Raw genomic sequence first — 19,083 nt, forward strand, 5'->3', positions numbered from 1 at the left:
CATCATGCTTGCTTATGTCGTGCGTAGACTGTGGCAAATGATCCCGACCATGTTGGGTGTCATTTTGCTGATTTTCTTTTTGTTTAACTGGGTGGGGGGCGATCCTGCATATATTTTGGCAGGGAAAATGTCTAGCCCGGAGCAAATTGAAAACATCCGTAAACAATTGGGGGTTGATCAGCCCTATTATGTGCAATTGTGGATTTTTATTCAGCAAATTTTGACCTTTGACTATGGTGCAAGCTGGAGTACAGGTGAACCTGTCTCACAGATTATTCTGACGCGTTTAGGACCGTCACTGACTTTATTGATTCCACTGACGATTTTGCAAACGGTCATTTCTATTGTTTTGGCTTTAGCGATTGCTTCGGTGCGTGGCTCATTGACAGATCGTATGGTGATGATGCTGTGTACCATTGGCATGTCGATTAGTATCTTGGTCTATATCATTGTGTTTCAATATGTTTTGGCTTATCAACTCAGTTGGTTTCCTGTACAGGGTTGGAGTGATCGTTTTAGTCAAAACTTATTCCAGTATTCTTTGTTACCCATCTTAATTATGTTGGTGGTGAGTATTGCCCCAACACTGCGTTTGTATCGTAGCTTTATTTTGGATGAAATTAACCAAGATTATGTGCGTACAGCACGCGCCAAAGGTGTGGGCGAATCACGGGTACTGGGTGTACATGTACTGCGTAATGCCTCGATTCCAATCGTCACTGAAGTCATGGCGAGTCTGCCTGCATTGTTGATAGGTGCTTTCCTGATTGAACGTTTCTTTGGTATTCCAGGTATTGGACGGGAAATTATTATTGCGGTTGAGCGTAGTGATTTCCCCGTGATTAAAGCCATTACTGTATATATCGCTGCGCTCACGATGATTTTTAACTTGATCGCTGATCTGATTTATAAGCTCCTCGATCCTCGTGTACAGTTGAAATAGGAGGATGACAATGCTCAGTACAATTTTTAAAGGCAAATCCTCCTCAAGTGAATCTCCTGCATCAACAGGATTGTGGCATTTAGCCTTGAATCGATTAAAGGCAGATCGAATCGCCGTGGTGTCTTTTTTGGTGGTGTTATTTTATTTCATCCTGCTCGCATTATCGATGACAGGGGTGATTGCCTCAAATTGGAATAAAGAAGTTGCCGTCAGTTATGCGCCACCGACATTTTTAGGAGCGGATGCCGAGTCTGATCAAATTAAGGCAAATACTGAAAGCGCAGCCGCTTTGCCTGAAAATCCAGTCGATCCATTGAAAGATGTAATCCAACAGCTCAATGTAGAAATTCAGGCTGAGCAACAAGGCAGTTCTGCGATTGATAGCTATGGCATGATTGATCCTTTGGCTGAAGATATGCGACAGATTGATCAGCAGCTTGGAGGACACTTACTCGATCAAAAACAAGCGTTAAAAACTACGTTGCCTTTTGGGGCAGATAAGTGGGGACAAGATGTTTTGCTGAAAACCATTAAAGGTGCTGAAACCTCAATTCTGGTCGGTTTATTGTCTGCGTTATTGGCAGTGGTGATTGGTACTTTTCTTGGTGCAATTGCAGGTTATTTTGGCGGTTGGATTGATGATGTACTGAACTGGTTCTATAACATTTTTACTTCGATTCCTTATCTGTTATTGGTATTGGCTATTGCGGCAGTACTCCAACAGAAAGGAATTCTGTCGATTGTTTTAATCTTAGGCTTAACGGGTTGGACGGGGGTATTTCGTTTGGTTCGTGCTGAATATATGAAGCACAAATCGCGTGAATATGTACTTGCAGCGAAGGCGATTGGTGTCAGTCACTTACGCCGTATGTTTGTACATATATTTCCAAACGTGAGTCATATCGCCTTGGTTCAAATTTCGATTTTGGTGGTGTCATTCATTAAATCTGAAGTGATTCTGAGCTTCCTCGGTTTTGGTGTACCTGTCGGTGTGGTGTCTTGGGGCAGTATGTTGAATGAAGCGCAAAGCGAATTGATCTTGGGCAAATGGTGGCAACTGGCAGCGGCATCGATTGCAATGGTTATTCTGGTCACCGCATTCTCCATGTTTACCGATGCATTGCGTGATGCTTTAGATCCTAAGTTGAAATAGCGGAGAGAAAAATATGCAACCTCAAAATGAAACACCGCTATTACAGGTAGAAGATCTTCAGATCAGTTTTAAAAATGAAAATAAACAGTGGATCGAAACGGTGAAAGGCATTTCATTTTCGATTCCCAAAAATAAAACTGTGGCACTGGTTGGTGAGTCGGGCAGTGGTAAATCTGTGACTTCATTGGCCGTGATGGGTTTATTGCCGAAAGGACAAAGCCAAATCGCTGAACAAAGTCGAATTCGCTTTGAAGATAAAGACTTACTAAATTTGTCAGCCAAAGAAATGCGTAAGATTTGTGGTAAAGAAATTGCCATGATTTTCCAAGAACCGATGTCGTCGCTGAATCCTGTATTTACGGTGGGTGATCAGATTGCCGAAGTGCTGCGTATTCATTTAGGCATGAGACCTAAGCAGGCTAGAGTACGGGTACTTGAATTACTAAAAGAAGTCGGTATTGCTGCACCAGAAACCAAGATTGATGCTTATCCAAGTCAGCTTTCAGGTGGTCAGCAGCAACGGGTGATGATTGCGATGGCAATCGCCTGTGAGCCGAAATTATTGATTGCGGATGAACCGACCACGGCTTTAGATGTCACCATTCAAAAGCAGATCATTGATTTATTAGAATCTTTACGTCAACGTCATCAAATGTCGATGCTGTTCATTACCCATGATTTAGCATTGGTGGGTGAAATTGCTGATGAAGTGATTGTCATGCGTCATGGTGAGATTCGTGAAAGTGGCTTCGTTGAACAAGTGCTGCAACAACCGAAAGATGTGTATACCCGTGCTTTATTGCATTGTCGTCCTCAGCTAGCGACACGTCCCTATCGTTTGCCGATCACCAGTGACTTTATGAAACAGGAAAATGGGCAATGGGTTGAAGTGAGCAGTTTATCTGAACTGAATATAAAACAGCGCACACGTGGCTTAGTTGGAAATGAACAGATCATTTTAGACGTTAAAGACCTGAAAAAGTCATTTTATAGCCGTAAAGGTTTATGGGGACGAGAGGAATTTCAGGCGGTTAAAGGCGTATCCTTCCAATTGGCAAAAGGCAAAACCCTTGGTCTTGTTGGTGAGTCAGGTTCAGGTAAGACTACGATTGGTTTATTGCTGATGCGTTTACATGAGGCGACGGGCGGGCAGGCGCTGATTGGGGGGAAAGATATTCTTGCAATGACCGAGAAAGAGTTCTCACAGTATCAGCGAAAGATACAGATCATTTTTCAAAATCCATATGCTTCACTCAATCCACGTTTTACCATCGGACAAATTTTATTAGAACCGATGCGGATTCATGGTATTGGTCAAAATGATGCTGAACGCAAAAAAATGGCATTGGAATTATTGGAGCGCGTCAGTTTACCAACACAAGCTTATGACCGTTATCCGCATGAGTTTTCAGGTGGGCAGCGTCAACGGATTGCGATTGCACGTTGCTTAACCTTAAAGCCTGAGATTTTAATTTGTGATGAGTCAGTTTCTGCATTGGATGTTTCTGTGCAGGCGCAGGTACTGAATCTTTTACAAGATTTGCAGGATGAGTTTGGTCTGAGTTATATCTTTATTTCGCATGATTTATCTGTCGTGAAATACATTTCAGATCAGGTGATGGTGATGAATCAGGGTGAGTTGGTTGAAATTGCCAATTCGGATGAATTGTATTTACATCCGCAGCATGAATATACCAAAAAATTACTCAATGCGATCCCACAGGGCATCGTATGAGGTCTTTAAGCGCAATAAAAAACGCTCAAATCTGAGCGTTTTTTATATTTTTGTGCAAATAATTAAGGTTTTTTGAAGCCTTTATTAAAACCAATCGTTTTACGTCCATTACTATTGTTGTTAGCATTGCTATTTGAACGTTGTTGCGGTTGATCTTGTTCATCATCACGACGTTGTTGACGTAAATACCCGCCACGACGTGAAGCTAAAGGTTTCTCAGCCATCTTTTCAGTACGACGTTTTGCCATACCAAATAAGCCTGTGCCTTGACGTGGTTTCAATTCAACAGATTTCGCTAAATTGTCAATATCGGTTTTATCCAATTCCATCCAACGACCCGTACGTAGCTCACGTGGCAAAATGATCGTGCCATAGCGAGTACGTAATAAACGGCTGACTTTTAAACTTTGTGATTCAAAGATACGACGTACTTCACGGTTACGACCTTCTTTTACCACGACTTGATACCAGCGGTTGATACCATCACCACCGATTTCAGAGAATGATTCAAATTTCGCTGGACCATCTTCAAGTTCTACGCCTTTCAACATGGTATTGCGAATTTGAGGGGTCACTTCACCCATCACACGGACTGCATATTCACGCTCAACTTCATTTGAAGGGTGCATTAAGCGATTAGCAAGCTCACCATCATTTGTGAATAACAATAAACCTGTACTGTTAATATCTAGACGACCAACCATGACCCAACGATCATTGGCAATTTGCGGTAAATGATCAAACACTGTCGGGCGTTTTTCAGGGTCATTGCGTGAGCAAATTTCACCTTCTGGTTTATAGTAAATGAGAACACGACGACGAATTTCATCTTCGATTTGAAATTGTACTTTACGACCATCGATACGGAGTTCATCACCTGGTTCGATACGTTCACCAACTTGGGCAATACGACCATTGATGCTGACACGACCAGCAGCAATAACCTCTTCCATATAGCGACGCGAGCCTAGCCCGACTCTCGCTAAAACCTTTTGTAATTTTTCACTCATGACAGCACAACCTTAGACATAATGATCAACAGTTCACCTTCTCAAGACTTCGGCGCATGTGCGTCAAGTGTCATGAATGCTTCCTTGGCGTTCTGTAGGGGAGGCAATTGACCTAGCGACGCTAGACCAAATGCATTTAAAAATTGGGGCGTTGTTACTAACAACGCAGGTCTTCCAGGCAAATCTCTAAAACCAGATTCTTTGATCCAGTTCCAGTCAAATAGATTTCTTAAAATTTGGCTATTATTCGATACACCACGAATCTGCTCAATATCAGCACGTGTTACTGGCTGATGATATGCAATTACTGCGACTGTTTCGAGTAATGAGGGTGATAATTTTGTTGGGCGTTCGGGCCACACTTGGGCAATAATATTCCGATACTTGGCTCGTACTTGAAAACGAAAGCCTTGTGCCGTTTCAATCAGCTCAATCGAGCGCCCATGTTGTAGCACAGCAAGTTGTTGCAAGAACTGACGTAACTGCTGCTTATTATATTGGTTTTGAAATGCTTCTTTTAGCCTTGCAAGTGAAACTGGTGAGTCACTAGCGAACAAAATTGCTTCAATTTGCAATAAAACATCATGATGAATGTCTTCGAGTGACATTCCTTCATTGGGATCAAACGAATCTAGACTCATGCAGCAATACCTTTAACTGTCAATGGAGCTTCAATTCCAGAATGAATAATTTGAATTTTCTGTTGACGGGTTAACTCAAGCACAGCCATAAACGTCACCACCATGCCCATGCGACCTTGTTGTGGATTGAGCAAGTGAATAAAACTCAACGCCTGACCTGACGCGAGCTGACTTTGAATAAAAGCGATGCGTTCTTCGAGCAGCACAGGTTCTTGAGCGACAACATGGGTGATTGGCTCAGGGCGATTAAAAATGCAGAATAATGCATCACGTAAAGCATCAACATCATAACCTTCATAGATCGGTGCAATATGCCCAATACTGACATTGGTACTAAAAGTATCTCTTTCAAAGATTGGCATTTGCCCTAATCTTTCTGCTGCTTGTTTAATGCGTAAATAAGTTTCGAGGCGATCAATCAATTCTTGTTTTGGATCTTTTTCAAATTGATCTACAACTTTTGGTTTGGGGAGAAGTAAGCGTGATTTTAAGTCAGCAAGTAATGCAGCCATCACCATATAATCTGCTGTTAACTCAATATTGAGTGATTTCATACTATCCATGTAGGATAAATATTGGGTCGCAATCGGTGAAATATCCAACTGTAAAAGATCAAAGCCATTTTTTTGAATCAGATAAATCAGAAAGTCTAGTGGACCTTCAAACTGTTCCAGTAAAATTTCAAATGCAGCAGGTGGTATATATAAATCTTCAGGTATGACTTCTTGCCACTCGTCAAGCACACGAATGGAGGGAAGTAATTCCAATGGAGAAGGAAGAATTTGATTCATATACCGTTATAAGCCACGCGAATTTTCAAAAGCATGAAAGGATGATTTTTTTGTGTTCAAGGGATGACACATACCACAAAGAGCAGCGCTATTCTAATCGAAATCGATACTTTAATAAATTACTCACTTACAAAAACCTTAAAGTTGTCAGGGTATTTTTCATATTATGCAATTTGATGTAGGCGATATAAAAGTTTTATGCTTAAATTATCATCTAAATGCTTATTTTTCCTACATTATAAATCATTATGAAAAATTATTTAAAAACACAACAGAATGAATTCGGTCAAAATGTTGGCTTTTCACTCAAGCATAATTTATCAATTCAACCCATTTCAGGGACGCTGAAAGGGCAATATATCAACTTAATTGATGTTGCTGAGGGTCTATCTGAGCAAGCAGCAAATTCAATTTGGGATTGTGTCGTCACTGAGCCTAGTGAAGAATGTTGGACGTATTTGCCTTATTCTGCACCGCAAAGCCAAATTGCATTAAAAAATAATTTACAAAATCTATTTGGTTTTAAAGATTCGACCCATTTTTTGATTGAAGTTGATGGAGAGGTGCAAGGTTGGATTGCACTCTTAAATCCAAGACTTGGGCATGCTGTGATAGAAATCGGTAATGTTTATTTTTCCCATAAAATGAAAAAATCTAAAGCTTCAACTGAGGTGATCTTTTTACTATTACAACAATGTTTTGCAAATGGTTTTAGACGTGTAGAGTGGAAATGTGATGACTGTAATGCCCCATCAAAAGCCGCAGCATTACGCTTTGGTTTTCAATATGAAGGTTTATTTCGTCAAGATAGGATTGTGAAAAATCGAAACCGAAATACGGCATGGTTTTCAATTATTGATGAAGAATGGTCAGACTTGGAGAAAACCTATCAGCAATGGCTCAGTCCTGAAAATTTTGATGCGCAAGGTTTTCAGAAACAACGTCTTTCAGAATTTTTTATCGATTAAAGATCAGTGCTTACTCAAAAGCACTGACATCACCGACACCACGACGGACAACTACAGGATTTTCTCCTGATAAATCTACAATACTCGTGGTTGATAAAGTGCCAAAACCACTATCAATAAACACATCAATACGTTTACCTAGCTGGTTTTCAATATCATAAGGATCATCAAGCGGATCTTTTTGATTAGGCAAGATCAATGTACTGGTTAATAAGGGTTCGCCTAGTTCTTTTAACAAAGCTTGGGCAACTGGATTACTTGGAATACGTAGACCAATGGTTTTTTTCTTAGGGTGCATTAAACGCTTAGGCACTTCACTAGTCGCAGGCAAAATAAAGGTGGTGACAGCAGGGGTATTGGCTTTTAACAGGCGATACATGGCGTTATCGACTTTGGCATAAGTGGCAATGTCAGATAAATCACAACACATAATGGCATATTGATGCTTTGCCCCTAAATTACGAATTTGCGCAATCCGTTCCATCGCGCTTTTATTTCCGATTTGACAGCCAATTGCATACGCTGCATCCGTTGGGTAAACCACAACGTCACCTGAACGAATACGTTCAACTGCTTGAGTGATTAAACGAGCCTGTGGATTTTCAGGATGAATATGTAAATGCAACATTATGATAACTCCCTGATGCTCATGATCTTCTCTTATATTATATTTAAAAATATTAATATAAAACAGCAATTTGTAATTTAATGAAGAATGCTAAATATTATTTAGGTCGTTATTTTATAAATAAATGCTGAACAATCCTTGTCTCCATAAATCCATTAAAAAACATAGAAATAAAGAAATAATTAAACATACTTTTAACGGTTTTGGATAAAATTTGAATGAAGGTTTTTCAGTTCCATATAGAAATTTTAATTCATCATTATGTATCCCTGGACTTAAAATTGTCCCAATTCCTACCATAAGAAAGAAGGGAAGAAGCATTACACTTTTGAAAAGTGAAGATGGGGGGAGGAGAAAACAATAGATGAGCATTAGCAAACTTACAGATGCTATTATGCAGCCTATAATTTGGATTTTTCTACGTTGCTGCGCAAATCTTCGCTTTAAATACTTAGAGTTAGTCCTAGATCGTTGATAATTATAATCTTGAGCATTTTCAATTTTTTGCCTTTGTGTTGTGATAGAGTTAGGAGGCATAAACTCATCTAAATACTTGACAGAATTTATAATTTTTAGATTAAAACGAGTTGATGAGATGAGTTTATACAAGGCATAAATAAAAAGACTAAGGAAACAAAATCGATAGATAAAATCTTTATTGAATTGTACTTCGAATGTTATCAGCGATTTAAAAATAATCAGAATAAAGAATAGGCAAACAAATATGCAGAGTGATCTCATAAAGATTGAAAATCTAATAACATTTAAGATCACTCTTTTTCTTTCTCGAATTGTATGTAAGTTGGAAAGAGAGGGTAATAATTCCCTAGATGATGATACGATTTTAAAAATTTCATTATCTTGATCATAAAATCCTTGTTGAATTTTTTTTAATAATGCCTCAATTTGCTGTTGTTGATCCACGTAATTGATGTCCTAGACATGAGTTAAGAAATGATGAGAAGATAAGGTATTATCACAACATATTCATTTTAATCTAAAATACTTCTGCTAAATTCATTACTACATAAACTTTTTCCTTGCCTCGTACAAAGACAGATGTAATAAATGAAATGGGCTGCATCATGGGGTAGCTTGGCTTCACCAGAAAAATAACGTTGTACTTGTGTAAAAACATCATCTTTAAAACGTTGTCCACTGCCGCCATCACCTGTCAAATTATCTAAAGATACGCGGAATTTTCGACCAAAGGCGGTCGCAAATAACCATTCAATCGCTTGAGGTTTAATCTCAACTTGTTCAAAAAGTGCCTGTTGTTCCGTACTGCGACCATCTGGAGCATACCAATAACCAAGGTCAGGAAGCAGACGACGTTGTGCACCAGCAATACTCCAATGGCTTATTTCATGCAAGGCACTATTAAAAAAACCATGGGCAAATTGGATCTTTGCAGGGTGCTCAGAAGTGGCTGGGAAATATTCTGGTTCAAAATCACCTCTAACAAGTGTGACATTATGGTGGGAAAACCAGTGATTAAAGTGTAAAATAAGCCAATCAACCTGTTCTAGTTCTGTTGTTAACTTTTGCCAAGATGAACGTTGCACTTGATTTGGCACTAACGTAGGGACTGGGGTTGAATAGGGGCTAACAAGTAATGAAGTTGTTACTTCAAGTTGCGGCTGCAACAGATGCATTGCTGTGTTACCACGAGTTCTGTCTAAAGAAGTGCAAAATTGTATCTTAATCTTTGACAGAGTACCGATGAATTTGTAGAATTGCCGCCTTAATTATGTCAGCAAATACTTTTCCAAGCCAAATCGAGCCATTTAAATGGGCTGAACAGGGCTTTACATGGTCAGGAACACTGCCATTGTCTCGCTTTGCTCGTATTGCTCGAGAAGCTGTTGGTTCAATTGATGATCAATTGATCAACATAGACTGTAAGCTATCAATGGATATCTATCATCGCATTGTATGGTTAGATGCACAGATTGAAACCAAAGTTCCAATGGAATGCCAACGTTGTTTGGGATCTGTTGCAATTGAATTGGAATCAGATGTTCATTTAGCACTCATTGATGATGAGTCACTGATAGAGCGATTGGATGAGGATGCTGATTTCATCGTTTTAGGTGAAAGCGAATCTTCGAAAAAAGGTGATTTCGATACACCTGCTTCCATTGATTTGCTCGCATTGCTAGAAGATGAATTGTTATTGTTGATGCCTTTGTCTCCCAAACATGACGTTTGTGAGCATAAACATCAACCTGCCATTCAGGACGTTGTCGAAGAAAAACGGGATAACCCGTTTGATGTTTTGGCAAGTTTGAAAGGCAAACTTAACTCATAACACAATTTGTGCTATAATGTTGAGTTAAGACAACTGAATTTGTTCTGATCCATTTTTTCGATCTTTGTAAGGAGCCATCATGGCCGTTCAGCAAAACCGTAAAAGTCGCTCTCGCCGTGACATGCGCCGTTCACATGACGCTTTAACCGAGAATGCATTATCTGTAGACCAAACTACGGGTGAAACTCATCGTCGTCACCACGTGACTAAAGATGGTATTTACCGTGGTCGTCAATTATTCGCTAAAGCAGCTGATGCTGAATAATTGAGTTATATGCATTAAGCGTTAGCTTAAAGTATAGAAAAAATGGGAGCGAAAGCTCCCTTTTTTGTTGTTTTTCGCAATTAAAAAACGAATTAATAAATGGTAAATTGCCGCATCGGAAAAGAGTCTGTTGTCATTCTCATGTAAAATCATGGGTGTTGATGAAATTGGCGATAGACCATTTTAAGGATTTTTATATGTCGACTAAACGACTTGAGCAGGCTGCTCAAGCAACAAAAACAGTATTTGTTTTTCCTGGTCAGGGTTCACAAAAAGTAGGCATGTTGGCTGAACTTGCAGAGCAGTTTAGTGTCGTTCAAGATACATTTGCAGAAGCATCTTCAGCGCTTGGCTTCGATCTTTGGCATATTGCCCAAAGTGGTGAAGGTTTAGATCAAACTGAGAATACGCAACCTGTATTACTGACTGCGAGCATTGCATTATGGCGTGTTTGGTTAGAACTCGGTGGTATTGCTCCCAAATACTTGGCTGGGCACTCTTTAGGAGAATACAGCGCGCTTGTTGCAGCAGAAGCAATGACTTTAGCCGATGCGGTTAAATTGGTACATGTACGTGGAAAATTGATGCAGAGCGCTGTTCCTCAAGGTGAAGGTGCAATGGCTGCAATTCTTGGCTTGGCAGATGAGAAAGTGATTGAGCTTTGTAAGAGTGCATCTGCTACGGGTCAAGGTTCAGTTGACGCTGCAAATTACAATGCACAGGGTCAGGTTGTTATTGCGGGCAGTGCAGCTCTAGTTCAGCAAGTCATGGCTGAAGCAAAAGAACAATCAGGTAAAGCGATTGCATTGCCTGTTTCTGTACCGTCACATTGTACTTTAATGAAACCAGCCGCAGAAAAGTTTGCTGAAGCTTTGGAACAAACTGCCATTGAGCTACCACGCCTTCCTGTAATACAAAATGTCAACGCGGAAATCGCGACAGATGTTGCACAGTTACGTCAGGCATTAACGGCTCAGTTATATCAGTCAGTTCAATGGACACGCACCATGCAGTATCTACAAGATCAAGGTATCCAGTATGTGGTTGAATGTGGACCAGGTACAGTACTCAGCAATCTTGCCAAGCGATTACCGAACATAGAAAAAGCATTTGCCATTGATAGCAAAGCACGTATGGAAGATGCCCTAAACGCAGTGTTAGTGGCTGAAGGAAAAATTGCATGACACAACAACGAAAAGTTGCGTTAGTGACAGGAGCAAGCCGAGGTATTGGCGCAGCAATTGCACAGCAACTCATTCAAGACGGTTTTTTTGTAGTTGGTACCGCGACTTCTGAATCAGGCGCGCAAAAACTCACAGAAAGTTTTGCTGAACATGGAGCAGGTGCTGTACTCGATGTTCGTGATGGCACAGCGATTGATGCACTTGTCTCAGACATTGAGCAAAAATATGGTTCAGTGTTGGTATTGGTCAACAATGCAGGCATTACCAAAGATAATTTGCTACTTCGTATGTCTGAAGATGATTGGGATGACATTCTCAACATTCACCTGAAAGCTGTTTATCGCTTGTCTAAGCGTGTGCTTAAAGGCATGACGAAAGCACGTTTTGGTCGCATTATTAATATTAGTTCAGTGGTTGCACATTTTGCCAACCCTGGACAAGCCAACTACTCGGCAGCAAAAGCAGGGATTGAAGCATTCAGTCGTAGTTTAGCCAAAGAGATGGGTAGTCGTCAGATTACAGTGAACAGTGTTGCACCTGGTTTCATTGCCACTGAAATGACTGATCAGTTAAACGAAGATGTTCGTAAAAAAATGAGTGATCAAGTAGCTTTAAATCGTCTAGGTGAACCTCAAGACATTGCGAATGCAGTGAGTTTCCTTGCTAGTGATAAGGCTAGTTACATTACTGGTACAGTTTTACACGTAAATGGTGGTTTATACATGGCCTAAGTGGCGATGTATAAACTTTTAAAAAATTTTATATTCAATTAAACTAGTGGCAAATTAAAACGCCACAAGCAATGAGGAGAATTCCTGTGAGCGATATCGAACAACGTATCAAACATGCAGTAGCTGAACAATTAGGTATTCGTGCTGAAGAGATTAAAAACGAAGCATCTTTCATGGATGATTTGGGTGCTGACTCTTTAGATCTAGTTGAATTAGTTATGTCTTTTGAAAATGATTTTGATATCACCATCCCTGATGAAGATTCAAATGAAATCACGACTGTTCAATCTGCAATTGATTATGTAAGTAAAAAACTTGCTTAATCATTTTGTAAGATAAAAAGCCACCGCAAGGTGGTTTTTTTATGTGTTCAACTTTTGCTTGAGAGGGTTTATACATATTTTTACAAGAAAAAATAGACTCTGAGTATGAAAAGAGTTTATTTAGGCGTATAAAATCTATGCTATTTAGAATAATTTATTAAACCATAACAACAAAAGGGAATTTTATGAATATAGCAAAACGTATTAAAGAGATCATTATTGAGCAACTTCGTGTAGATGAAGACATGGTTTTGCCTAATGCATCTTTTACAGATGATTTAGGCGCTGATTCATTAGCTGTAGTTGAGCTTATTATGGCTTTGGAAGGAGAATTTGGTATTCAAATTCCATATGAAGAGGCAGAGAAAATTATCACAGTTCGATCTGCAATTGATTATATGGCGAATATTGTGGGAGAAGATGCATAAATTGCAATAATGCTTTGAGCTGATCGAAAGCAGCATGGAGTCGTTTTTGTGGTTCTCTATTAAGAATTAACTTAAAAATATACATAGATTTACAAGACGTATTTAAGATGATAATTGCGTCAAGTCAAGAAGGCGCGCTATGCGCCTTTTTATAGAATTCAAATATTACTTAATAATTGTTTAGGTAGTTTATCCATCAATTGTAAAAAAGGTGTTGGGCTTTGTAATGCTCTAGATAAGATTAAAGCCCCTTGAATGCGTATCACGGTATCTTGTGCTTGTTCTAAAGCTTGATCCTCTGTCATTCCTGCATCTTGTAAAACGAGTGCAATGTTTTCAATTAATCTTAAAAAGACAGGTTGGATTTGAGGTAAGAATATTTGGTGAGCTTCACTCAAAGTCAAAACTGCCAAAATACATGCTACATGACCATTTTCATACACCTGCTTCAATGAATTTGTTAAAGCTTCTAAACGTTCAATGGGTAGGGTACGGCTTTGTAGATGAATAAAAATATTGTCTTCGCGCCATTGTTCTAAATAGCGCAAAACCTCTTGTGCCATTTGTTGTTTTCCATTTGGAAAATGATGGTACAAACTGGCTTTACCTAAACCTGTGCGTTCTGAGATTTTAGATAAAGATGCACTTTCATAGCCGTATTCTCTAAAAATACTTAACAAAGATCGAATCAATGTTGGTTTATCCATAAAAAATTACTCAGATTACTTGTTTTTGTACCGATCGTTCGGTACAGTCAAACTATAACCACAAAAGAAGATGACAATGAAACTTTATAATACTGTAATCTCAGGAAATTGTTACAAAATCAGATTATTACTTTCATTTCTGAATTTGGACTATGAAAAAATCTCCGTAAATTTACTTTATCAAGAACAAAAAACGGCAGAGTTTCTAAAGCTCAATCCTTTAGGGCAGATTCCTGTTTTAGAGGATCAGGGGAGATATATTCATGATTCACAGGCAATTTTATGCTATCTAGCCAAAACCTATGATGCTCATCAGCTTTGGTTCCCACAAGAAACAATCACAATGACACGTATTTTAGAGTGGTTGTTTTTTGCCAATCAAAGAATTGCTTCTAGTTTATCGGCAGCTCGGGCATTTCATTTGATCAAGAAACCGAACATTGATATCGAGCATGCCACTGTGATGTCACATGCATCATTAGCAGTGGTGAATCAACATTTAAAAACAAGACATTGGTTGGTTGGTGAATCAGCTACGATTGCAGACATTGCCTGTTATCCCTACATCGCTTTAGTGCATCAAGGAAACATTGAATTAGATCAGTATCCAAATGTTCAAGCTTGGCTAGCACGTTTCGAACAATTACCGCATTTTATTGAATTAGATGAATAATAGGTTGATGATGAAAAAAGTGGTTATCACTGGAGCAAGTCAAGGGATTGGGCAAGCAATTGCCCAGAAATTCTTAGATCAGCATTATGAAGTGCATAATATTTCTCGCCACGTACCACAATATACCCATGCTCATTTACATCATTGGCAAGCAGATATGTTGCAATATAAGCAACTTAAAAGTGTTATGGAGCAGATCGGACAATTTGATATTCTGATTAATAATGCCGGTTATATGAATACACTCACGGCAAGTTCATATACGTGGGATGAGCTGTATAACATTATGAATGTGAATTTGATTCACACCATGCAATTGAGTATAGATGTGGCTGAGAATGTGTTTAAAACACAGCAATCTGGGCGCATCATTAGTATTGCATCAATTGCAGGGCAAATTGGACATCCTGATATTTGGTATGGAATTTCAAAAGCAGGGTTGATAAATGGGATGCGTAGTTTAGCTCGAAGTCATGCTCAGTATCATATTCAAACCTTTAGCATCGCACCTGGTCCTGTTGAAACTCAGATGATGCAAAAGATTCCGATTGAGAGACAGAAACGTTTAAAAGAAGCCACTTTAAATCAGCAGTTTTGCCAAGCACAAGAAATTGCAGATATGGCATTTTGGTTAGCAGATGCTGCCCCCAATTGTTTAAGTGGTGAAGTTTTTGATTTGAATAATGGTGTGAACTATCGTTAGTGTACCTTGAGTAGATGAATAGAAATCTGCATATTTCTATTCATCTGCCACTAAAGTATTAAAAGCGTTTTGGAACCTTTTGCCCATTGGGTACAGGTGTCTCAGCCTGTTTTAATACACCAAATAACCATGTTTCTGCATGTTGAACGGCAATTTTGAGTGAATCCCCCTGAGCTAAGCGCCCCGCAGTAAAACTTGCCAAAGAACAGCCAGAACCATGATATTGCCCCTCTAAGCGTGGGCAACGGCTTTCCGCAATCATTTTGCCATCAGCATAAAGGACATTGCGAATATGGTCAGGTGTATCTTCATGTCCACCTTTGACCAATACCGCTTTTGCACCCATTTCAAATAATTTTTGAGTGGCTTGCTCAATATCATCAATACCTGTTAAGGCTCTTAATTCAACGGTATTGGGGGTGATCACGGTTGCCAATGGAATTAATTCAACAAATGCTTTGACTAAAGTGGCTTGGTCACCCAATGAACCCCCGCTATTTGCCACTAAAACTGGATCAAGCACATATAGATAAGCTGGATGCTGACGTAAAAACTCAGCTAAGGCTGCGATATTATCTGTCGTGCCTAACATGCCGGATTTCACACATTTAATCGGTAAATCACCCACTACCGCATTTGCTTGAGCAAGTAGTAACTCTTTTGATGTTGCTTCGAAACCAAAGACTTGTTGTGAGTTTTGAATGGTTAAAGCAGTACAAGCAATTGCTGCATGTGCGCCACTTTGCCCAATTGCTTCAATATCTGCTTGTAAGCCAGCACCGCCCGATGGATCTAAACCTGAAAAACATAGTACGGTAGGACGCACAGCCATTTCCTTTTATTCTCTCATTTAGGCTAGTATATGGGAGTTTCGAGAAACTCTCGACTATGTTATGTAAGGCTTTAAGAGATTGAACGAATGACGATCAAAAATATTCTGATTGATTTAGATGGGACTTTAACTGACCCCAAAGCGGGTATTCATCGCTCAATTCGTTATGCTTTAGAAAAATTGGGTCATCCTTTAGCCGATGAGGTTGATTTGGATTGGACAATTGGACCTCCGTTGAAAGCCTCATTAGCGAAGTTATTAAATACTCACGATGATGCTCTCGCTGAGCAGGCATTGGCGGCATATCGCGAGCGTTTTTCAGTGACTGGCTTATTTGAAAATGAAGTCTATGCAACAGTCGTAGAAACGTTGCAACAGTTACAAGTACAAGGTTATCAACTATTTTTAGCGACAGCAAAACCGACTGTTTATGCGAAACGCATTTTGGCTCATTTTGAATTAGATCAATATTTTACTGCAATGTATGGTAGTGAATTAACCGGTGAGCGTACCAATAAAGCTGATTTAATTGCTTATATTCTGGAAAAAGAGCAGTTGGATGCACAGCAATGTATCATGGTGGGCGATCGCCAATATGATGTGATTGGTGCGCGTGCCAATGGTATTGAAACCATTGCTGTAAATTATGGTTATGGAACAGCAGAAGAATTAGTTCAGGCACAACCGATTGCCCAAATCTCACAATTCAGCCAATTGATGAGCAAGGTTGATGAACTTAATGTGGAACGAAAAGTTTCATAACCATTGAAGTGATGGAAAGCCTCGATGATTCGAGGCTTTTTATTCTTTGATTAGAGATTATGCTTCAAGCGATATTGAACTAATTCTTCAATACTAATGAGTGTTAAACCATGTGTTTGAGCATAAGCCAAAACTTGAATACCCGATGCCATAGAACCATCAGGATTAGTCAATTCACATAATACACCTGATGGTTTTAAGCCAGCCAAGCGAGCTAAATCAATGGTTCCTTCGGTATGTCCACGGCGAGTTAATACACCGCCATCACGTGCGCGTAATGGAAATACATGACCTGGGCGACTGAGGTCACTTGCAGTAGCACCATCTTTAGTGGCAGCTAAAACTGTTGTTACGCGATCTTTAGCAGAAACACCTGTCGTAACGCCTTGAGCTGCTTCGATCGTTACCGTGAATGCTGTTTTAAATTGGCTAGAATTGTCGACCACCATTGGTGGGAGTTCTAGATGATCTGCCAATTCTTCTGTCAGGCATAAGCACACAATACCAGAGCCATCACGAATCATTCGTGCCATGGTTTCGACAGTGAGTGTTTCAGCAGCAATAATTAAGTCGGCTTCATTTTCGCGGTCAAAATCATCCATTACCAATACTGGTTTGCCTTGGCGAATGTCTTCTAAAGCTTGTTGAATACGTTGTTCAGCAGGAGAAAGGGCTGAAAAGAAAAGTTCGGGTTGAATTAAACTCGACATAATGAAACGCTCTCGTAAATAGGATACGGTTGAACATTTCAGGACTGATGTAAAAATAAGCGCGCACCAAAACGAACCAAAGTTGTTCTGGTAATTTCGTCTTCTTTCATCCGGACTATACCGTCGGCTTTGGCATCTCACCAAATCTGCGAGTATATAAATATATATACAGGCTCGTGGGCTGATTAGGTCGGTGATGATCAAAGCCTAACTTACCACCGGTGGGGAATTTCACCCCGCCCTGAAGCGATGTGTTTCGATTATAGCTAGATTTTTGAGAGGAAAGGGAACTATTTATGAAATGGATCGTTCTATTGAAATATGAATTTAAGCAAATGAAGTTTCGGTTTTGTCGTGGGGGAAGTCATTGTTTTTGAGTTATTTTGATGAGTTCCATTTAGCATTTGGTATCGACCCAGCCATAAAAAAGCCAGTTCATATTGACTGGCTTTTTAGGAATTTTTTACTGCTTATGCGATTTGTACAGGAATACAGTTTGCTGTGTGATTCACGGTATTATCTGGATTTGCATAAACTAAACGTGGTTTATGAAGGTCTGCTTCTACTTCAGTGAAATCACCAAAAGTTGCAATAATGACTAAATCACCCACATCAGCTTGGTGCGCTGCGCCACCATTGACTGAAATGATACCAGAATCTTCTTCACCACGAATTGCATAAGTTGTGAAGCGTTTGCCGTTCGTTACGTTCCATACGTGGATTTCTTCGTATTCACGAATCCCTGCTAAGTCCATTAATACACCATCAATTGCACAAGAACCTTCGTAATGAAGTTCTGCATGAGTGACAACTGCACGGTGAATTTTACATTTTAATAAACGAGATAGCATGGCTAGCGTCTCCTGAGTAAGACCTAAGATGAATATCTTATTGGTTGACTTGTCACGTTTCCCGCTGGCGATAGGCGGTTTGATGCGCATTTTGCGCTTAAAAATGCAATATGGCAAGCGTGATTGATCAACAATTCAGTTTAAATTTAAGCGGGTTTGTATGCATTAATTTGATTCATTGCCTGTGAAACTTGCCCGTCAACAAGCATTTTCACTTTGGATAAGGCATGATCAATGGCTGCATCCATTAAAGCTTGTTCACTGCTAGGAGCTTTGCCAAGCACATGACCAGAAACACGTTCTTTAGAACCAGGGTGTCCAATTCCGATGCGTAAGCGATGGAAATTAGCACCAATATGCGGAACGATGTCACGAAGACCATTATGTCCGCCGTGTCCGCCACCCGTTTTTAAACGAATAACGCCAGGGTCCATATCCAGTTCATCATGAGCAATTAAAATTGCTTCAGGTGCAACTTGATAGAATTTGGCAAATGGTACGACACTTTGACCAGAACGGTTCATAAAAGTGGTAGGTAAGAGTAAACGTACATCATGGCCTTCAATTTGACCACGACCACTGTATCCATGAAATTTTGGATCAGCTTTTAAGGAAATGCCATAACGATCAGCAAGCTGTTCAACAAACCAAAAGCCTGCATTATGGCGGGTTTGGGCATATTCCTTTCCAGGATTACCCAAACCAACAATTAGCGAAATATCTGACACTAATTT

At 39.7% G+C, this 19,083-nt stretch carries 24 protein-coding genes and 1 riboswitch; of the genes, 13 read left to right on the forward strand and 11 right to left on the reverse strand.

What is annotated here, in order from left to right; genetic code table 11:
* Nucleotides 1-4: 4 nt before the first annotated feature.
* From MMP60_RS03975 to MMP60_RS03985, 3 genes are read left to right on the forward strand one after another with little or no spacing between them, the layout of a single operon-like run.
* The gene (locus tag MMP60_RS03975) at nucleotides 5-943 is read left to right on the forward strand and encodes an ABC transporter permease (RefSeq protein ID WP_241335070.1); all 939 of its coding nucleotides are present in this window, start codon (nucleotides 5-7) and stop codon (nucleotides 941-943) included.
* Between the two features lie 10 nt (nucleotides 944-953).
* Nucleotides 954-2,096, forward strand: a complete 1,143-nt coding sequence (locus tag MMP60_RS03980) for an ABC transporter permease (RefSeq protein ID WP_241335071.1) — start codon at nucleotides 954-956, stop codon at nucleotides 2,094-2,096.
* Nucleotides 2,097-2,109: 13 nt separating this feature from the next.
* Nucleotides 2,110-3,831, forward strand: a complete 1,722-nt coding sequence (locus MMP60_RS03985; RefSeq protein WP_241335072.1) for an ABC transporter ATP-binding protein — start codon at nucleotides 2,110-2,112, stop codon at nucleotides 3,829-3,831.
* Nucleotides 3,832-3,893: 62 nt separating this feature from the next.
* On the opposite strand, the gene rluB is transcribed toward MMP60_RS03985, so the two are convergent.
* From rluB to MMP60_RS04000, 3 genes are read right to left on the reverse strand one after another with little or no spacing between them, the layout of a single operon-like run.
* On the reverse strand, nucleotides 3,894-4,841 hold the full coding sequence (rluB, locus tag MMP60_RS03990) for a 23S rRNA pseudouridine(2605) synthase RluB (protein WP_241335073.1): 948 nt from the start codon (nucleotides 4,839-4,841) through the stop codon (nucleotides 3,894-3,896).
* 41 nt (nucleotides 4,842-4,882) lie between these two features.
* Nucleotides 4,883-5,482 (reverse strand): SMC-Scp complex subunit ScpB, encoded by a 600-nt coding sequence (scpB, locus tag MMP60_RS03995; protein WP_018677874.1) that lies wholly within the window; start codon nucleotides 5,480-5,482, stop codon nucleotides 4,883-4,885.
* Nucleotides 5,479-6,273, reverse strand: coding sequence for a segregation/condensation protein A (locus MMP60_RS04000; protein WP_241335074.1), 795 nt, complete (start codon nucleotides 6,271-6,273; stop codon nucleotides 5,479-5,481). Before MMP60_RS04000 ends, scpB begins: the two co-directional genes overlap by 4 nt.
* A 248-nt stretch (nucleotides 6,274-6,521) precedes the next feature.
* On the opposite strand from MMP60_RS04000, the gene MMP60_RS04005 reads away from it, so the two are divergent.
* Entirely contained in the window at nucleotides 6,522-7,241 is a 720-nt protein-coding gene (locus MMP60_RS04005; RefSeq protein WP_241335075.1) for a GNAT family protein, read from the forward strand.
* 10 nt (nucleotides 7,242-7,251) lie between these two features.
* Here MMP60_RS04005 and MMP60_RS04010 read toward each other — a convergent pair whose 3' ends face one another.
* The 3 genes from MMP60_RS04010 to MMP60_RS04020 all read right to left on the reverse strand — a co-directional run bounded on the left by MMP60_RS04010 (nucleotide 7,252) and on the right by MMP60_RS04020 (nucleotide 9,524).
* Complete coding sequence (locus MMP60_RS04010; RefSeq protein WP_241335076.1) at nucleotides 7,252-7,869, reverse strand: L-threonylcarbamoyladenylate synthase; 618 nt, start codon at nucleotides 7,867-7,869, stop codon at nucleotides 7,252-7,254.
* Between the two features lie 114 nt (nucleotides 7,870-7,983).
* Nucleotides 7,984-8,793, reverse strand: a complete 810-nt coding sequence (locus MMP60_RS04015; protein WP_241335077.1) for a hypothetical protein — start codon at nucleotides 8,791-8,793, stop codon at nucleotides 7,984-7,986.
* 68 nt (nucleotides 8,794-8,861) lie between these two features.
* Nucleotides 8,862-9,524, reverse strand: coding sequence for an elongation factor P hydroxylase (locus tag MMP60_RS04020; protein WP_241335078.1), 663 nt, complete (start codon nucleotides 9,522-9,524; stop codon nucleotides 8,862-8,864).
* A 95-nt stretch (nucleotides 9,525-9,619) separates the two neighbouring features.
* Here MMP60_RS04020 and MMP60_RS04025 point away from each other — a divergent pair, with 95 nt between their 5' ends.
* The 6 genes from MMP60_RS04025 to MMP60_RS04050 all read left to right on the forward strand — a co-directional run bounded on the left by MMP60_RS04025 (nucleotide 9,620) and on the right by MMP60_RS04050 (nucleotide 13,111).
* Nucleotides 9,620-10,180: a YceD family protein gene (locus MMP60_RS04025; RefSeq protein ID WP_241335079.1), complete on the forward strand. Its 561-nt coding sequence runs from the start codon at nucleotides 9,620-9,622 to the stop codon at nucleotides 10,178-10,180.
* A 79-nt stretch (nucleotides 10,181-10,259) separates the two neighbouring features.
* Entirely contained in the window at nucleotides 10,260-10,445 is a 186-nt protein-coding gene (gene rpmF, locus MMP60_RS04030; protein ID WP_004638135.1) for a 50S ribosomal protein L32, read from the forward strand.
* Between the two features lie 197 nt (nucleotides 10,446-10,642).
* Nucleotides 10,643-11,629, forward strand: a complete 987-nt coding sequence (fabD, locus tag MMP60_RS04035; RefSeq protein WP_241335080.1) for an ACP S-malonyltransferase — start codon at nucleotides 10,643-10,645, stop codon at nucleotides 11,627-11,629.
* Nucleotides 11,626-12,360, forward strand: coding sequence for a 3-oxoacyl-ACP reductase FabG (gene fabG, locus MMP60_RS04040; RefSeq protein WP_241335081.1), 735 nt, complete (start codon nucleotides 11,626-11,628; stop codon nucleotides 12,358-12,360). The genes fabD and fabG overlap by 4 nt, the downstream gene beginning before the upstream one ends.
* Before the next feature lie 86 nt (nucleotides 12,361-12,446).
* Nucleotides 12,447-12,683 carry an acyl carrier protein gene (gene acpP, locus MMP60_RS04045; RefSeq protein ID WP_136695438.1) on the forward strand — a complete coding sequence of 79 codons (237 nt, stop codon included), beginning with the start codon at nucleotides 12,447-12,449 and terminating at the stop codon, nucleotides 12,681-12,683.
* A 185-nt stretch (nucleotides 12,684-12,868) separates the two neighbouring features.
* Nucleotides 12,869-13,111, forward strand: a complete 243-nt coding sequence (locus tag MMP60_RS04050) for an acyl carrier protein (protein WP_136695439.1) — start codon at nucleotides 12,869-12,871, stop codon at nucleotides 13,109-13,111.
* A 158-nt stretch (nucleotides 13,112-13,269) separates the two neighbouring features.
* Here MMP60_RS04050 and MMP60_RS04055 read toward each other — a convergent pair whose 3' ends face one another.
* Nucleotides 13,270-13,818: a TetR/AcrR family transcriptional regulator gene (locus MMP60_RS04055; protein WP_241335082.1), complete on the reverse strand. Its 549-nt coding sequence runs from the start codon at nucleotides 13,816-13,818 to the stop codon at nucleotides 13,270-13,272.
* A 76-nt stretch (nucleotides 13,819-13,894) separates the two neighbouring features.
* Between MMP60_RS04055 and MMP60_RS04060 the strand changes: the two genes are divergently transcribed.
* Together MMP60_RS04060 and MMP60_RS04065 are read left to right on the forward strand one after the other, a co-directional pair.
* Nucleotides 13,895-14,491, forward strand: coding sequence for a glutathione S-transferase family protein (locus MMP60_RS04060; RefSeq protein ID WP_241335083.1), 597 nt, complete (start codon nucleotides 13,895-13,897; stop codon nucleotides 14,489-14,491).
* Nucleotides 14,492-14,501: 10 nt separating this feature from the next.
* Complete coding sequence (locus tag MMP60_RS04065; protein WP_241335084.1) at nucleotides 14,502-15,194, forward strand: SDR family oxidoreductase; 693 nt, start codon at nucleotides 14,502-14,504, stop codon at nucleotides 15,192-15,194.
* Nucleotides 15,195-15,252: 58 nt separating this feature from the next.
* On the opposite strand, the gene MMP60_RS04070 is transcribed toward MMP60_RS04065, so the two are convergent.
* Nucleotides 15,253-16,020, reverse strand: a complete 768-nt coding sequence (locus MMP60_RS04070) for a hydroxymethylpyrimidine/phosphomethylpyrimidine kinase (RefSeq protein WP_241335085.1) — start codon at nucleotides 16,018-16,020, stop codon at nucleotides 15,253-15,255.
* 93 nt (nucleotides 16,021-16,113) lie between these two features.
* Between MMP60_RS04070 and MMP60_RS04075 the strand changes: the two genes are divergently transcribed.
* Nucleotides 16,114-16,788 (forward strand): HAD-IA family hydrolase, encoded by a 675-nt coding sequence (locus MMP60_RS04075; protein ID WP_241335086.1) that lies wholly within the window; start codon nucleotides 16,114-16,116, stop codon nucleotides 16,786-16,788.
* 50 nt (nucleotides 16,789-16,838) lie between these two features.
* Here the strand turns inward: MMP60_RS04075 and ribB are convergent, their stop codons facing one another.
* The 3 genes from ribB to pth all read right to left on the reverse strand — a co-directional run bounded on the left by ribB (nucleotide 16,839) and on the right by pth (nucleotide 19,077).
* The gene (ribB, locus tag MMP60_RS04080; RefSeq protein ID WP_241335087.1) at nucleotides 16,839-17,498 is read right to left on the reverse strand and encodes a 3,4-dihydroxy-2-butanone-4-phosphate synthase; all 660 of its coding nucleotides are present in this window, start codon (nucleotides 17,496-17,498) and stop codon (nucleotides 16,839-16,841) included.
* A gap of 94 nt (nucleotides 17,499-17,592) precedes the next feature.
* A riboswitch (FMN riboswitch) is annotated at nucleotides 17,593-17,750 on the reverse strand.
* A 218-nt stretch (nucleotides 17,751-17,968) separates the two neighbouring features.
* Nucleotides 17,969-18,349: an aspartate 1-decarboxylase gene (gene panD, locus MMP60_RS04085; protein WP_241335088.1), complete on the reverse strand. Its 381-nt coding sequence runs from the start codon at nucleotides 18,347-18,349 to the stop codon at nucleotides 17,969-17,971.
* A 146-nt stretch (nucleotides 18,350-18,495) separates the two neighbouring features.
* On the reverse strand, nucleotides 18,496-19,077 hold the full coding sequence (gene pth / locus MMP60_RS04090; RefSeq protein WP_241335089.1) for an aminoacyl-tRNA hydrolase: 582 nt from the start codon (nucleotides 19,075-19,077) through the stop codon (nucleotides 18,496-18,498).
* Nucleotides 19,078-19,083: the final 6 nt, after the last annotated feature.

The sequence above is a fragment of the Acinetobacter sp. ANC 4805 genome (genome assembly GCF_022549495.1).
Taxonomy (GTDB): Bacteria; Pseudomonadota; Gammaproteobacteria; order Pseudomonadales; family Moraxellaceae; genus Acinetobacter.

Excerpts from the sequence above, each read along its gene's own strand:
- MMP60_RS03975 (WP_241335070.1), top strand. The coding sequence starts at position 5 with ATGCTTGCTTATGTCGTGCGTAGACTGTGGCAAATGATCCCGACCATG.
- MMP60_RS03980 (WP_241335071.1), top strand. The coding sequence starts at position 954 with ATGCTCAGTACAATTTTTAAAGGCAAATCCTCCTCAAGTGAATCTCCT.
- MMP60_RS03985 (WP_241335072.1), top strand. The coding sequence starts at position 2,110 with ATGCAACCTCAAAATGAAACACCGCTATTACAGGTAGAAGATCTTCAG.
- rluB (WP_241335073.1), bottom strand. The coding sequence starts at position 4,841 with ATGAGTGAAAAATTACAAAAGGTTTTAGCGAGAGTCGGGCTAGGCTCG.
- scpB (WP_018677874.1), bottom strand. The coding sequence starts at position 5,482 with ATGAGTCTAGATTCGTTTGATCCCAATGAAGGAATGTCACTCGAAGAC.
- MMP60_RS04000 (WP_241335074.1), bottom strand. The coding sequence starts at position 6,273 with ATGAATCAAATTCTTCCTTCTCCATTGGAATTACTTCCCTCCATTCGT.
- MMP60_RS04005 (WP_241335075.1), top strand. The coding sequence starts at position 6,522 with ATGAAAAATTATTTAAAAACACAACAGAATGAATTCGGTCAAAATGTT.
- MMP60_RS04010 (WP_241335076.1), bottom strand. The coding sequence starts at position 7,869 with ATGTTGCATTTACATATTCATCCTGAAAATCCACAGGCTCGTTTAATC.
- MMP60_RS04020 (WP_241335078.1), bottom strand. The coding sequence starts at position 9,524 with ATGCATCTGTTGCAGCCGCAACTTGAAGTAACAACTTCATTACTTGTT.
- MMP60_RS04025 (WP_241335079.1), top strand. The coding sequence starts at position 9,620 with ATGTCAGCAAATACTTTTCCAAGCCAAATCGAGCCATTTAAATGGGCT.
- rpmF (WP_004638135.1), top strand. The coding sequence starts at position 10,260 with ATGGCCGTTCAGCAAAACCGTAAAAGTCGCTCTCGCCGTGACATGCGC.
- fabD (WP_241335080.1), top strand. The coding sequence starts at position 10,643 with ATGTCGACTAAACGACTTGAGCAGGCTGCTCAAGCAACAAAAACAGTA.
- fabG (WP_241335081.1), top strand. The coding sequence starts at position 11,626 with ATGACACAACAACGAAAAGTTGCGTTAGTGACAGGAGCAAGCCGAGGT.
- MMP60_RS04050 (WP_136695439.1), top strand. The coding sequence starts at position 12,869 with ATGAATATAGCAAAACGTATTAAAGAGATCATTATTGAGCAACTTCGT.
- MMP60_RS04055 (WP_241335082.1), bottom strand. The coding sequence starts at position 13,818 with ATGGATAAACCAACATTGATTCGATCTTTGTTAAGTATTTTTAGAGAA.
- MMP60_RS04060 (WP_241335083.1), top strand. The coding sequence starts at position 13,895 with ATGAAACTTTATAATACTGTAATCTCAGGAAATTGTTACAAAATCAGA.
- MMP60_RS04065 (WP_241335084.1), top strand. The coding sequence starts at position 14,502 with ATGAAAAAAGTGGTTATCACTGGAGCAAGTCAAGGGATTGGGCAAGCA.
- MMP60_RS04075 (WP_241335086.1), top strand. The coding sequence starts at position 16,114 with ATGACGATCAAAAATATTCTGATTGATTTAGATGGGACTTTAACTGAC.
- ribB (WP_241335087.1), bottom strand. The coding sequence starts at position 17,498 with ATGTCGAGTTTAATTCAACCCGAACTTTTCTTTTCAGCCCTTTCTCCT.
- panD (WP_241335088.1), bottom strand. The coding sequence starts at position 18,349 with ATGCTATCTCGTTTATTAAAATGTAAAATTCACCGTGCAGTTGTCACT.